General features: G+C 67.7%; 13 protein-coding genes and 1 tRNA gene. 8 read left to right on the top strand and 6 right to left on the bottom strand.

Annotated elements, in window-relative coordinates:
- Nucleotides 1-30: 30 nt before the first annotated feature.
- A complete protein-coding gene (locus tag ABC728_RS18895; protein ID WP_416618549.1) occupies nucleotides 31-1,014 on the bottom strand; it encodes an RluA family pseudouridine synthase in 984 nt (327 codons plus the stop codon).
- A gap of 125 nt (nucleotides 1,015-1,139) precedes the next feature.
- Between ABC728_RS18895 and ABC728_RS18890 the strand changes: the two genes are divergently transcribed.
- The 3 genes from ABC728_RS18890 (at nucleotide 1,140) to ABC728_RS18880 (ending at nucleotide 2,745) form a co-directional block, all read left to right on the top strand.
- Nucleotides 1,140-1,538 carry a hypothetical protein gene (locus ABC728_RS18890; protein WP_416618383.1) on the top strand — a complete coding sequence of 133 codons (399 nt, stop codon included), beginning with the start codon at nucleotides 1,140-1,142 and terminating at the stop codon, nucleotides 1,536-1,538.
- Nucleotides 1,539-1,582: 44 nt separating this feature from the next.
- The gene (locus ABC728_RS18885; RefSeq protein WP_416618382.1) at nucleotides 1,583-2,611 is read left to right on the top strand and encodes a threonine aldolase family protein; all 1,029 of its coding nucleotides are present in this window, start codon (nucleotides 1,583-1,585) and stop codon (nucleotides 2,609-2,611) included.
- Nucleotides 2,612-2,669: 58 nt separating this feature from the next.
- Nucleotides 2,670-2,745, top strand: a tRNA-Glu gene (locus tag ABC728_RS18880).
- 112 nt (nucleotides 2,746-2,857) lie between these two features.
- On the opposite strand, the gene ABC728_RS18875 is transcribed toward ABC728_RS18880, so the two are convergent.
- The 5 genes from ABC728_RS18875 to ABC728_RS18855 all read right to left on the bottom strand — a co-directional run bounded on the left by ABC728_RS18875 (nucleotide 2,858) and on the right by ABC728_RS18855 (nucleotide 8,398).
- Nucleotides 2,858-3,988 carry a THUMP domain-containing class I SAM-dependent RNA methyltransferase gene (locus tag ABC728_RS18875; protein ID WP_416618381.1) on the bottom strand — a complete coding sequence of 377 codons (1,131 nt, stop codon included), beginning with the start codon at nucleotides 3,986-3,988 and terminating at the stop codon, nucleotides 2,858-2,860.
- Nucleotides 3,989-4,101: 113 nt separating this feature from the next.
- Entirely contained in the window at nucleotides 4,102-5,613 is a 1,512-nt protein-coding gene (locus tag ABC728_RS18870) for an AMP nucleosidase (RefSeq protein WP_416618380.1), read from the bottom strand.
- Nucleotides 5,614-5,736: 123 nt separating this feature from the next.
- Complete coding sequence (gene fliG, locus ABC728_RS18865) at nucleotides 5,737-6,759, bottom strand: flagellar motor switch protein FliG (RefSeq protein WP_416618379.1); 1,023 nt, start codon at nucleotides 6,757-6,759, stop codon at nucleotides 5,737-5,739.
- A 184-nt stretch (nucleotides 6,760-6,943) separates the two neighbouring features.
- The gene (locus tag ABC728_RS18860) at nucleotides 6,944-7,462 is read right to left on the bottom strand and encodes a hypothetical protein (protein WP_416618378.1); all 519 of its coding nucleotides are present in this window, start codon (nucleotides 7,460-7,462) and stop codon (nucleotides 6,944-6,946) included.
- 123 nt (nucleotides 7,463-7,585) lie between these two features.
- Nucleotides 7,586-8,398 (bottom strand): glycine zipper 2TM domain-containing protein, encoded by an 813-nt coding sequence (locus ABC728_RS18855; RefSeq protein ID WP_416618377.1) that lies wholly within the window; start codon nucleotides 8,396-8,398, stop codon nucleotides 7,586-7,588.
- A gap of 224 nt (nucleotides 8,399-8,622) precedes the next feature.
- Here ABC728_RS18855 and ABC728_RS18850 point away from each other — a divergent pair, with 224 nt between their 5' ends.
- From ABC728_RS18850 to ABC728_RS18830, 5 genes are all read left to right on the top strand, one after another.
- Complete coding sequence (locus tag ABC728_RS18850; RefSeq protein ID WP_416618376.1) at nucleotides 8,623-9,903, top strand: 3-deoxy-D-manno-octulosonic acid transferase; 1,281 nt, start codon at nucleotides 8,623-8,625, stop codon at nucleotides 9,901-9,903.
- Nucleotides 9,903-10,901 (top strand): tetraacyldisaccharide 4'-kinase, encoded by a 999-nt coding sequence (gene lpxK / locus ABC728_RS18845; protein WP_416618375.1) that lies wholly within the window; start codon nucleotides 9,903-9,905, stop codon nucleotides 10,899-10,901. The genes ABC728_RS18850 and lpxK overlap by 1 nt, the downstream gene beginning before the upstream one ends.
- Nucleotides 10,888-11,790 (top strand): LpxL/LpxP family acyltransferase, encoded by a 903-nt coding sequence (locus ABC728_RS18840; protein WP_416618374.1) that lies wholly within the window; start codon nucleotides 10,888-10,890, stop codon nucleotides 11,788-11,790. Before lpxK ends, ABC728_RS18840 begins: the two co-directional genes overlap by 14 nt.
- Nucleotides 11,791-11,851: 61 nt before the next feature.
- Nucleotides 11,852-12,319: a putative quinol monooxygenase gene (locus ABC728_RS18835; protein WP_416618373.1), complete on the top strand. Its 468-nt coding sequence runs from the start codon at nucleotides 11,852-11,854 to the stop codon at nucleotides 12,317-12,319.
- 117 nt (nucleotides 12,320-12,436) lie between these two features.
- Entirely contained in the window at nucleotides 12,437-13,663 is a 1,227-nt protein-coding gene (locus ABC728_RS18830; protein WP_416618372.1) for an acyl-CoA desaturase, read from the top strand.
- Nucleotides 13,664-13,712 lie beyond the last annotated feature (49 nt).

Here is a 13,712-nt window from a genome sequence, read left to right as displayed (position 1 = left end):
TCAAGGCACGGATGTCATGCGCGATGGCCATCATACCATCTCCAGCGCAGACGTTAAGTCCTTGAAATCATCCGGTAACACAGTCGTGAAACCGACCTTTCGGCCCGTTGCCGGATGGATGAACTCGATCGCGGCCGCATGCAGCGCCTGGCGGGGGAAACCCTCCAACGCACGGCGCTGCCCGTCGCCCAGCCCGCGGGTGCGGCCAGGCCGGATACGGCCATAGACGGGGTCGCCGACCAGCGGATGGCCGGCATGGGTCATGTGGACACGGATCTGATGGGTGCGGCCCGTCAGCAGCTTGCATTCGATCAGTGCCGCCGCCGGGCCCAGCGGGCGGACCATGGCATAGCGGGTGATGGCCACCTTGCCGCCGCGTTCAAGCACGGCCATGCGCTTGCGGTCGCTGGGATGGCGGCCGATATTGGCGTCGATTTCCCCCGCACGCGGATTGGGCACGCCCCAGACCACGGCCTGATAGGTCCGCGACAGGGACCGGTCGGCAAACTGGGCTGACAGGGCCTGATGCGCCCGGTCGGTCTTGGCCACCACCATCAGGCCGCTGGTATCCTTGTCCAGCCGGTGGACGATGCCGGGCCGGCGCACGCCACCAATGCCCGACAGCCGGTCACCGCAATGAAACAGCAGTGCATTGACCAGCGTGCCATCGGGATTGCCGGCAGCAGGATGAACCACCATGCCGGCCGGCTTGTCGATGACCAGCACATCGGCATCCTCATGGATGATGGATAGCGGGATGTCCTGTGGCACGGGCAGGGCCGGCGCGCTGGCCGGAACATGGATGTCGTAACGCTGGCCGGCTTTGACCCGGCGGGAAGCGTCGTCTATGGTCTGTCCGCCTGTGCTGACATGGCCCTGGTCGATCAGGGCGCGCAGGCGGGAGCGTGACAGGCCAGCACCGGCCAGCGCATCCGCCAGCGCCTTGTCCAGCCGGTCGCCATCCTGGGGGGCGGCGATGTCGACCTGATGATGGGCGGCGGCCGTCGGGCCCATGCCGGCACCATCGGCGGCGGGGGACAGGAAATCCTCGTCGCACAGATCGTCATCCAGGTCGAATTCCAGGCCGGCGGGCGGGGTATCCGTCCGTCCGGTGGCTTTCAACTGGGGATATGTCGAACGTGCGCGCACTGAAAATCATCCTTATCCTGGGGGCCGTGATCATCGCGGCCGGCTTCGCCTTCCTGGGCTATGAAGTCTACAAACGTTCCACGGACCCCAGCCATCCGCGCAAGTTCGCCGATCGCTTCGGCACCGCTGCACCCAAGCCGGCGGATGTGCCTGTCGCACCGCACCCGGCCGGCGCCTCCGCCCAGGCACCATTGCCGGGCGCACCCGTCCGGGCGCCACTGCCCACCACCCCCGCGGTCCTGCCGGCGGGGGCGGCGCTGCTACCCGGCATCGCCGCCATCGACGGGCGGTTGGCCGTACAGGTGCGGCTGTCCGATGGCCGGACACAGGTCCTTCTCATCGATCCGGCCACGGGCGAGAATGGGGCCCTGCTGACCACGCTGCCGTGATGCATGTCACAATAAACCCCAAATCAAGGCGGAATGGACGTTAAATGAATTTCATGTCCGATAATGTGGCGGGTGCGGCACCGGAAATCCTGGCCGCCCTGACCGCCGCCAGCCAGGGGACCGCCCCGTCCTATGGGGCCGACGAATGGACACGGCGCCTGACGGCCCGCCTGTCGGCCCTGTTCGAGCGCGAAGTGGCGGTCTTCCCCGTGGCCACGGGCACGGCGGCCAATGCCCTGGCGCTGGCGGCGCTGGCCCCGCCCTGGGGCAGCATCTATTGCCACGCAGAAGCCCACATCCATGCCGATGAGTGCGGCGCACCGGAGATGTACACGGGCGGGGCCAAGCTGGTTCCCCTGGACGGCATCGATGGCAAGCTGGCCCCCGACACGCTGTCTGCCGCCCTGGAACGGGCGCCCAAGGGTTTCGTGCATGCCGTGCAGCCTGCCGCCCTGTCCCTGACCCAGGCGACAGAGGCCGGAACCGTGTACAGCCCGGCCGAGGTGGCCGCCCTGTCGGCCATCGCCAGCCGTCACGGGCTGCGCGTTCACATGGACGGGGCCCGCTTCGCCAACGCCGTGGCCTCGCTGGGCTGCTCACCGGCCGATGTAACCTGGCGCGCCGGGGTGGACGTGCTGTCCTTCGGCGCGACGAAGAACGGGGCGCTGGGGGCGGAAGCCGTGGTGTTCTTCGACCGCGACCTGTCGGCGGATTTCGGCTATCGCCGCAAGCGGGCGGCCCATCTGTTCAGCAAGATGCGCTTCCTGTCGGCACAGTTGGAAGCCTATGTGACCGACGGGCTCTGGCTGCACCTTGCCGGCCATGCCAACCGCATGGCCCGGCGTCTGGCCGATGGCCTGTCGGCCCTGCCCGGGGCCGAACCGGTGCATCCGGTGGAAGCCAACGAACTGTTCATCGCCCTGCCCGAACCGGTGATCGCCGGGCTGGAAGCGGCCGGCTTCGGCTTCTACCGCTGGAATGGCTCCGTCCTGCGCCTGGTGACCGCCTGGAACACCGAACAGGCCCATGTGGATGCCCTGGTGGCAACGGCGGCGAAATTGTCGGCCGGATGAAAAAACCGCTTGATCTTGAAACCGCCCTCACCTACAAAGCGCGCCTCGCACGGCTCTAGTCCCCATCGTCTAGAGGCCTAGGACACCGCCCTCTCACGGCGGTAACAGGGGTTCGAATCCCCTTGGGGACGCCAAGCGCCTCAAAAACCCCGCCGCATTCCGGCGGGGTTTTTGCGTTACGCCCCTCATTCGCGTTACGCCCCCCAATGGCCGGCCCCCCAATGGCCGGCAAGGCGACCACGCGGTTCACCCCCCGCCCAGCACCCCCGTCCGGTACAGCGTTACCGGCAGGCCGCCATGGGATATGGCAGGTGTCGGTGGCAGGAAGGGAAGGTCGGTCACCCGGGCCAGGGCGGGCTCGTTGGTGATGATGCCGACGCGCCAGCCGGCGAAACGGTTCAGCAGCACCTTGCCCAGCGTGCCGTAAAGGGCATAGAGCTGGCGCGTATCGCCGATGCGGCCGCCATAGGGGGGGTTGACGATGACAAGGCCGGGTGGGCCGTCCGGCGGGTTCAGGTCGCTGATCGAATGCGCCCTGAAATCGGTGAGGGCGGCCACGCCGGCGCGGTCGGCATTGGACTGGCTCATGCGGATGGCACCGGCGTCACGGTCGCTGCCGTAAAAGCGCAAGCGGGCGGGAGCCGCATCCACCGCCGACGCCCGGTCGCGGAGGGCGACCCAGGCGGCCTCATCGAAACCGGCCAGTTGCTGGAACGCGAAGGCGCGGGCCCGGCCGGGTTTCAGCCCGGCGGCGATCTCTGCCGCCTCGATCACGAAGGTGCCGGACCCGCACATCGGGTCCACCACGGGCTCGCCCCCCTTGTATCCACATTGGCGCAAGAACATGGCAGCCAGATTTTCGCGCATCGGGGCTTTGTTCACGGCCTCCTTGTATCCGCGCTTGTGCAGCGCCTCCCCCGAACTGTCGATGCTGAGGGTGCAGAGATCATCATCGATGCGTGCCTTGACCACGATCACGGCATCATCGGCGATGGGGGTCCCCAATTCCTCCTGGATGGCGCGGGCGATACGCTCCGCCGCCGCGCCCGCATGATAGATGCGGGATTTGTTGCAGCTTGCATCCACCCGGACCGGCTGGTCCGGGCGCAGGAAGTCCGCCCAGGGGAATTTGCGCGCCCGCTTGTCCAACTGGGCCAGGTGCAGGGCACGAAAGGCCCCGATGCGGACCAGCACGCGGGCCGCCCCGCGCAGTTCCAGGTTGGCGCGCCAGACATCGGCCCAGGTGCCGCGCGTCGTCACCCCGCCCTTGCCGGGTTGCGGCTTGGTGAAGCCGGCCGCCTTCATCTCCGCCGCCAGGGGCATTTCCAGCCCCGGCGTGGTCACGACATAGATTTCAAGATCGTCGGTCTGTTCCATGGCGCCTTCATATCCCGGCACCGGCATGGCGGCGAGGGCTTTCTTCGCCCTGTCGAATGGCGCCGGACAGGGGACGGGCGGCGCAGCGGGGCCGGCCCGTCCCCTGTTCCTTCCTACTGGAACGCCGCCTCCGCGAAGCTGCGCAGCTTGCGGCTATGCAGCCGTTCCAGCCCATAGTCGCGCATCTTCTCCATCGCCAGCATGCCGATGGCCAGATGCTGATCCACCCGGGCCCGATAGAAATGATTGGCCATGCCGGGCAGCTTGATCTCGCCATGCAGCGGCTTGTCCGACACGCAGAGCAAGGTGCCATAGGGCACGCGGAAGCGGAAGCCGTTGGCCGCCACCGTGGCGGATTCCATGTCCAGCGCGATGGCGCGCGACTGGCTGAACCGCTGCACGGGCTCGCTATGGTCGCGCAGTTCCCAGTTGCGGTTGTCGATGGTGGCCACCGTGCCCGTGCGCATGATCGATTTCAGTTCCCAGCCTTTCAGCCCTGTCACCTGCTCCACGGCCCCTTCCAGGGCCACCTGCACCTCGGCCAGGGCCGGGACGGGCACCCAGGTGGGCAGATCGGCGTCCAGCACCTTGTCCTCGCGCACATAGCCGTGGGCCAGGGCATAATCACCCAGCCGCTGGGTATCGCGCAGTCCGGCGCAATGGCCCAGCATCAGCCAGACATGCGGGCGCAGCACGGCGATATGGTCGCTGATCGTCTTGGCGTTGGAGGGGCCGACGCCGATATTGACGATGGTGATGCCGTTGCCGTCCCGGCGCTTCAGGTGATAGGCGGGCATCTGCGGCAGGCGGGCCACCTTCTGGCCTTCCGGGCCACGGTCGGGATGCACGGCCTGGTTCCAGGTGACATGGTCGCCCGGTTCGATGAACGCCTCGTACTGCCGGCGATAGGCCTGGGTGGCGGGATCGTCTGACGGCTCCATGATCTCCAGGCCCCGGCGCACGAACTCGTCGATATAGAACTGGTAGTTCGTGAACAGGACATAGTTCTGGAAATGATCGGGCTTCGTCGCCGTGTAATGTTTCAGCCGATGCAGGCTGTAATCGACGCGCGGGGCCGTGAACAAGGCCAGCGGCCGCGGCGCACCGGGCGGCGTGATATGCGTGCCATTCACGATGCTGTCATCCATATAGACCAGATCGGGCAGGTCGAAATGGTCGCGAAGCTGGTAGAGCCGCTCGGGCGTCAGGTCGCCTTCGACATGCATGCCCTCCGGATAGGCGAACTGTATGGGAATGGGCGTGTCACTGACGCCGACCTCCAGCGGGACGCCATGGTTCTTCACCAGCAGGGTCAATTGATGGTGAAGATAGTAATCGAACAGGTCCGGCCGCGTCACGGTTGTGCGGAACGTACCCATGCCATGCACGAAACCATAGGCCAGCCGGCTGTCGATGCGCGGCTCACTATCGATGCGGATCTGCACGAAGGGATAGAAGGCGCGAACCCGTCCCCCCAGATCCTCGCCACGGGCAAAGGCTGAAAACCGGTCACGCAGATATTCAACGGCCTGATCATACAGCGCCCGGACGCGGGCATAAGCAGTATCGGCGTCGGCGAAGCTTTCCACCGACGGTTCATCGTTTGAATTGTTGGATGAAATCACTGTGCAAGCTCCTTGGAGTTTGCACTTCTTTATGCGCCATGCCGGGGGGTGTTGGGAAGGGGGATTCTGTCCCCTGTCGGGACCGCCGGCCGGTCCTGGCATTTTTGCATCAGGATCGATGCATCAATAGACCAGTTCGTCCTCGCCCTTGCCGCTGGCGATGACGATTTCCCCGCGGGCCGCCATGTCCTTGGTAAGCTGGACCATGTACATCTGCGCCTCGTCCACGTCGCGCAGGCGCACCGGCCCCATGGCGCCCATATCCTCGCGCATGATCTTGGCCGCGCGTTCCGACATGTTGGTGAAGAACAGGTCCTTCAGCGTATCCGACGCCCCCTTCAGGGCCGTCGCCAGCTTCTGCTTGTCCACATTGCGCAGCAGGGTCTGGATGCCGCTGGGGTCCAGCTTGGACAGATCCTCGAACGTGAACATCAGGGCGCGGATGCGCTCCGCGCTGTCGCGGTTGCGTTCTTCCAGGGCAGCCAGGAAACGGCTTTCGGTGTTGCGGTCGAAGCTGTTGAAAATCTCCGCCATCATCTCGTGCGCGTCGCGGCGGTTGGTGCGGGCCAGGTTCGACATGAATTCGGTGCGCAGCGTGCGCTCGATATCGTCGATGACTTCCTTCTGCACCGCCTCCATGCGCAGCATGCGCATGATGACTTCCATCGCGAAGCTTTCCGGCAGAAGCTGCAGCACGCGGCCGGCATGGTCGCCCTTGATCTTGGACATGATCACGGCGACGGTCTGCGGATATTCGTTCTTCAGGTAGTTGGCCAGCACCTGCTCGTTCACATTGGTCAGCTTGTCCCACATGGTCCGGCCAGCGGGACCACGGATTTCCTCCATGATCTGGTCGACCTTGTCCTTGGGCAGGACCTTGGTGAGCAAGCGTTCGGTTGAATCGAAGGTGCCGACCAGCGAGCCGGTGGAACTGATCTGTTCGGCAAATTCCACGAACAGGCGTTCGACCAGGTTGGAACTGACCGAGCCCAGGTTGGCCATGGTCTGGGACAGTTCCTTGATCTCATCATCGCCCATCAGCGAGAAGAGCTTGGATGCGATTTCCTCACCCAGGGCCAGCATCAGGATGGCGGCCTTTTCGGGTCCGGTCAGACCGCGATAATCCTCACGGACACGCATCGCCATGGTGGCAACTCCAACGCCAGGACGGCCGGAAAACCGGGGCCGAACAAAAATCCGGGCACGAGTTTAGCACAGCGGAAACCCGAGGTGAATCCATCAAGAATGGTAATTCGCCGGGAAGGGCACGGGCCGGCCGCGCCCGACTGCGGCGCCCCGGCCCGTCACAACCGATCCGGGGAAAGGCCGGTCAGCGGCGGCCATCCCAGAAATGCAGCGGGGCCGACACCGACGGCAGGCCGGCGATATTCCCGTCATACATGTGGCGCAGGAAGCTTTCATTGTAGTTCAGGCGCGGCGTGGCGGCGGAATAGCCATAGGGCGTGTAATAGCCGCGATTGTTGGAATAGAACGGTTCCGCGTCATAGCCGAGTTGTCCATCACCCAGAAGCTGGTTGGACCGGCGGGCCCCATAGCCGCTGCTGAAGGCCGGCATGTTGCCGCCCACGGACATGGTCACGCCGGAACGGCTGGCGGCACCGCTACCGCCCTGGGTCAGGGCCAGAGCGGCGGCGGCATTCACCTCGCTGGTGGGCCGGGCATAGGACTGCGCCGCGGCACGTTCGCCGGGCGTCATCTCGCGGGCGATCGGCTTGAAACCGTTCACCGGCTGGTCAGCTTCCGCCGCCGCGGCCGGCATCACCACCAGCGGTACGGCCAGCAGGGCGGCCAGACCGGCGGAGCGGGAGCAGGAGGCAACGTTACGCATCAGGATTCTCCACTACCAGGCGGCATCTGCCGCGTACAGGAGGGACCGGGCCACACAGCAGGTGCCCGCACATGCCTATAAGGTCATGCCTGCGGGCGCTCGCGTCAAGGCCCCTTTGGTCGATCAGCCCACAATCTCCCAACTGCCGTCGGGCTGGCGGCAGGCGGTGCCATGGACGGACTGGCGCCGCCCGCCGATTTCGGCCTGGCTGGTATATTCCCGGCAATAGCGGCCGGGAGAGGCCTGATAGGTGCGGGTGGGCGTCAGGGTATAATGGGTGTTCAGGTCCGGATTGTGCCAGACCACCGGCTGGCCCGTCGGGGCACGTTCGAACGTCTGCACGACGCAGCCATGGTCGGCGGCGCCATAGCCGCCCGACAGGCTGTTGCCGATGGCCGCCCCAACCAGCACACCGCCCAGCGTCGCCGCCACCTGTCCGCTGCCACCACCGAACTGCGACCCGGCCAGCCCGCCGGCCACGGCGCCCAGCAGGGTGCCGACATTGTTGCCGACCAGCCGGCGGTCGCAGCGACCCCGGTCGATCCCGGCATTCAGGGCATAGAATTCAGGCATCCGGTGCCAGCGACGGCCGTAATGGCCATGCCAATGCTGTGGCTGGACCACATGGTAATGCACCACGGGCGGCGGCGGGCGATGATAGTGGCGATGCACCACGCGCGGCGGGGGCGACGGCTTGTGATAATGATGGTGGTGGTAATGCACCTTGGGCGGCGGGGCCGGCCGGTGGTGATCATGCCGGTGGTCCTTGCGGCCCCGGTCATGATGCCGGTCGTGCCCGCGGCCCCGATCGTGATCGCGCCCACGATCATGGCCGTGGCGGCCGCGATGGTCGTCCCGGTCGGCCAGCGCCACGCCGGCCGGCGCCAGGGCCAGAAGAACGGCCGTGACGGCCGCGAGCGGCAGGGAACTGCGCATGGGTCGATATCCCTGATGTTGATCCGGGGAGCGGGCCGGCACTGTCGGGCCGGGCCGGCACCATTTCTGGACGCGATCCTGTTGGGCGAACAAGGCCGGATTGGGGCAAGGGCTGGGCATTTCTCGGGTCCCGGTCCGATCCGGCGCCTGCATGCTGGCGGCCGGATCGGACCGCATGCTAGGTAGGATGATCACCTCGCTACCGAACATCAGCCCGACCCTTCATGCTGGAAAGCCTTTACCGTGGCCTGACCCGCCTTGCCGGGCCCGCGATCGACCGCCTGCTGGACAGGCGCGCCCGGCGGGGGAAGGAAGACCCCGCCCGCCGCCATGAACGGCTGGGCCGGCCGCGCCGCCCGCGCCCCGTCGGGCGGCTGGTCTGGGTGCATGCGGCCTCGGTGGGGGAGGCGCTGGCCGTGCTGCCGCTGGTGGAACGGTTGCTGGCCGGCCGGCCGGGCCTGTCGGTGCTGGTCACCACGGGCACGGTGACATCGGCCGAACTGATGGAAAGGCGGCTGCCGGGACCGGCGGCCTTTCACCAGTATGTGCCGGTGGACCTGCCCGCCGCGGTGGATGGCTTCCTGGACCATTGGCGCCCCGACCTTGTGCTGTGGATCGAATCGGAATTCTGGCCCAACCTGCTGGCCGGCATCCGCGACCGCGCCATTCCCTGCGCCCTGGTCAATGCCCGGCTGTCGCAGAAAAGCTTCATGAACTGGCGGCGTGTGCCGCACACGGCCCGGCGGCTGCTGCGCGTTTTTCGCCTGGCGCTGGCCCAGACGGCGGTGGAGGCCGAACGGCTGCACCGCCTGGGCATCGCGGATTGCCGGGCCATCGGCAACCTGAAATATTCAAGCGCGCCGCTGCCCGCCGCGGACGAGGCCATGGCGGCACTGCGCCAGGCCATCGGCGACCGGCCCGTCTGGACCTTCGCCAGCACACATGCGGGAGAGGAGGCGATGGCCATCGCCGCCCAGCAGGCGCTGCGCACCCGGCTGCCGGCAGCCTTGCTGCTGCTGGTGCCCCGCCACCCGGACAGGGGGGAAGCGGTGGCGGGCCTGCTCACCGCCGCCGACGCCCTGCCCTTCGCCCGCCGCCGCGCGGGTGACCTGCCGGGGCCGGGGGACGCCGTCTATCTGATGGATACGCTGGGCGAGATGGGGCTGGTCTTCCGGCTGGCGCCAGTGACCGTCATGGGTGGGTCCTTCATGCCGGTCGGCGGACACAATCCCATTGAGCCGGCCCTGCTGGGCAGCGCCGTGATCCACGGACCCCACATGTTCAACTTCGCCGAGGTGACGCAGGCCATGCAGGCCGAGGGCGGGCTGATGGAGGTGGACGGCCCGGCCGGCATCGCACCGGCCGTGGCGGGGCTGCTGTCCGACGCAACGGTCCGGCAGACCCGGGCGGATGCCGCCCTGGCCGTGGCCCGGCGGAATGCCCAGGCCGCGGACAGGGTGATGGCAGCGCTGGACCCGCTTCTGGCCGAGGCGGGGATCGGCTGATGCGGACACCTTCCTTCTGGTACGAACCGCCGGGGGCCGCTGCGACCCTGCTGGCGCCCCTTGCCCTGCTGTGGCGGGCCGGTGCGGCGTGGCGGGCCTGGCGGACAAAGCCACGCACAGCGTCCGTGCCCGTGCTGTGCGTCGGCAACCTGGTGGCCGGCGGCAGCGGCAAGACACCCGTGGTCATCGATCTGGTGACCCGGCTGCGGGCGCGCGGCCTGGCGGCGGCATCGCTGTCACGCGGGCATGGGGGCCGGCTGCCGGGTCCCGTCGCCGTGGACCCCGGACGGCACGGCGCCGGCGACGTGGGGGACGAACCCCTGCTGCTGGCAGCCCGCAACCCGGCCTGGATCGGCCGCGACAGGGTGGCCGCGGCCCGCGCGATGGCAGGGACCGGGCTTCAGGTCGTGGTCATGGATGACGGCTTCCAGAATCCGGGACTGCGCAAGGATCTGTCACTGATCGTCGTCGATGGCGCCAGCGGCTTCGGCAATGGCCGCCTGATCCCCGCCGGCCCGTTGCGCGAACCCGTGGCGGCGGGCATGGCGCGGGCCGATGCACTGGTGGTCATCGGGGAGGGGCCGGGGCTGGACGCCGCCCGTGCCGCCGGCGGTGAATGCGCTGTGCTGACGGCGCGGCTGCGGCCGGACCCTGCCGTAGCCATCGCCCTGGCCGGCCGGCGCGTGCTGGGCTTCGCCGGCATCGGCCGGCCGGGGAAGTTCTTTGCCACCCTGCGCGGCATCGGCGCGCAGGTGGTGGAAGAACATTCATTCCCCGACCATCATGTGTATGACGCAGCGGCGCTGGAGATGCTGTCCCGCCGCGCGCATGAAAGGGACGCCATCCTTGTGACAACGGAAAAGGACGCCATGCGCCTGCCCCCCGGCCTGCGGACAGGGATCACCGCCCTGCCCGTCGCCCTGGACTGGGACGATCCGGACGCGGTGGAACGCCTGCTGGACCGGCTGGAAACGGGGGCAGGCGATGGCCAGGCATAGCCGGCTGCGTCGCCGGTTCGACCGCCTGATCGGGTACCGCCTGCAGGCGGCGCTGGTGTGGCTGTTCATCCGCGCCATGCGGATTGTGCCGGTGGAGCGGGCCTCCGGCCTGGGCGGCGGTCTGCTGCGCCGGCTGGGGCCGCTTCTTTCCCGCTCGCGCCGCATGCGCCGCGACATCGCCCATGCCCTGCCCGATCTGGAACCGGCCGGCATCGACGCCATCATCACGCAGGCCTGGGACAATCTGGGCCGCACCTTCGCCGAATATGTCCATCTGGACCGCATCGCCGCCCGATACGACGCCCATGTCGAACTGCTGGGGGCGGAACATCTGCGGGCGCTGGTCGATGACGGGCGGCCGGGCATCGTTTTCACGGGTCATTTCGCCAACTGGGAATTGTGCGCCATGACCTGCGCCCGGCTGGGCCTGGACCTGACCTATGTGTTCCGCAAGCCCAACAACCCGTTCGTGGCCGACATGCTGGCCCGCGCCCGCGCGCCGCTGGGTGGCACCATGGTACCCAAGGGGCGGGAGGCGGCACGCGGCCTGATGGCCGCCATCCGGGCCGGCGGCCATGTCGGGCTTCTGGTGGACCAGAAGCTGAACGAGGGGCCGGCCCTGCCCTTTCTGGGCCGGCAGGCGCATACGGGCACCGTGCTGGCCGACCTGGCCCTGCGCTATGACGCGCCGGCCGTGCCGATCCGCGTCACGCGGCTGGGACCGGCCCGGTTCCGGGTGGAAGCCCTGCCCCCCCTGATGTTCCGTCGCACGGGCGATGCACGGGCAGACACGCTGGACGCCATGGCCCAGGTGAATGCGCTGCTGGGCGAATGGGTGCGCGAACAACCCGGACAATGGATGTGGCAGCATCGGCGCTGGCCGGATTGATAGGGGCGGACCTATGCTGGGCCGGCATCTGTCAGCCCTCCGATCGCACAGGACACCAGCCATGGCACCGGACGACATCCCCACCCCGCCACGGGACCGGCCCGCCTTGCCCGACAGGCGCGCCTTCATGGCGGCGGGCATGCTGTTCGCCCTGGCCCCCGGTGCGGCCGCCCAGCAAACCCTGCCAGGACACAAGGGAGATCAAGGAATGTATGGTCTGATCGGCCGCATGATCGCGGCCCCGGGCAAGCGCGACGAACTGGCCGCCATCCTGCTGGAGGGTACGGGCGGCATGCCCGGCTGCCTGTCCTATATCATCGCGGCCGACCCGGCGCATGCCGACGCCCTTTGGATCACCGAGGCCTGGGACAGCCGGGAAAGCCATGCCGCCAGCCTGAAGCTGCCGGCCGTGCAGGCCGCCATCGCCCGCGGGCGGCCGCTGATCGCCGGGTTCGACAGCCGGTCCGAAACCGTTCCGCTGGGCGGGCACGGGCTGGCGGCAGCGGCGGCCGTGACGGACCCGACCTGACCATAAGAACCGCCGGCCACGGGGCCCGGCCTGCATGCCCGCGTGAATTTGTCCCGAGGGTTGACGCCCACGGCATGCTATAAGACATCCCTTGCTGTTTTTGGAGCCCGACACCCCGTGACCGCACCGTTGGATACCGGCCGGCAGAACTCCCCGCCGGCGACACCTTCCCTGAACGCGAAGCCTCTGGCCGCAAAGCCCCTGGACGAAAAGATCAACTACGCCTCCATGATCCCGTTCATCCTGGTCCATGTCGCCTGCCTGGGCGCCATCTGGACCGGTGTGGCATGGCAGGATGTGGTGCTGGCGCTGGTTCTCTACGGTGCCCGCATGTTCGGCATCACGGGCGGGTATCACCGCTATTTCTCCCACCGTTCCTACAAGACCGGCCGGGTCGTGCAGTTCCTGCTGGCCTTCCTGGCGCAAAGCTCGGCCCAGCGCGGCGCCCTGTGGTGGGCCGCCACGCACCGGCACCACCATAAATATTCCGACACGGTCCATGACGTGCATTCGCCGCGGCACAAGGGTTTCTTCTATGCCCATGTCGGCTGGATCTTCACGGCAAAGCACGACAAGGCCGACTACCGCGCCATCGGCGACCTGACCAAATATCCCGAACTGGTCTGGCTGGACCGGCATTATTATGTGCCGCCCGTGCTGCTGGGCTTCGCCACCTGGGCGCTGTTCGGCTGGTCGGGGCTGGTGGTCGGCTTCCTGTGGAGCACAGTGGCGCTGTACCATGCCACCTTCTGCATCAATTCGCTGGCCCATGTGCTGGGCCGCCCGCGTTACCTGACGGGCGACGACAGCCGCAACAACTGGGCCCTGGCCATCGCAACCATGGGCGAGGGCTGGCACAACAACCACCACCATTACCAGTCCGCCGCCCGCCAGGGCTTCCGCTGGTGGGAGGTCGATACCTCCTATTACATCATCAAGGCCCTGCAGGCGCTGCGCCTGGTGTGGGACGTGCATGAGCCGCCGGCCTCGGTGGTGCGCAATGAGCAGCGCCTGGGCACCAAGGTGATCGAGGCCGCCGCCGCCCAGCTTGCCGCCAGCTTTCAGGTGGACAAGCTGACAGCCCAGGTCCGCGAGGCGCTGGCCCACACGCCGACCCTGGCGGAGATCGAGGAGCGGGTGCGTCAGGCCAGCGAAAGCGCCAAGGTGCGGGTCGAAGCGCTGGTGGCCAACATCCATCTGCCGCACCTGCCCACCACGGACGAGTTGCGCCTGCGGGCCAGCAAGATGTTCGTGCGCACGCCCAGCATGGACGACATCGTGGAGCGGGCCCGCCAGATCCTGGTGGCCAATATCTGCCGGCAACTGGCCACAGCCCCCGCCTGACTGGGGGCAATGTCTCTTCCCGCATATCCGACCCGTTGAATTGGTCACG

Source organism: Niveispirillum fermenti (assembly GCF_052474395.1).
Note: the sequence above shows the minus strand (reverse complement) of the source record. Positions and strands in the feature narration are given on the sequence as shown.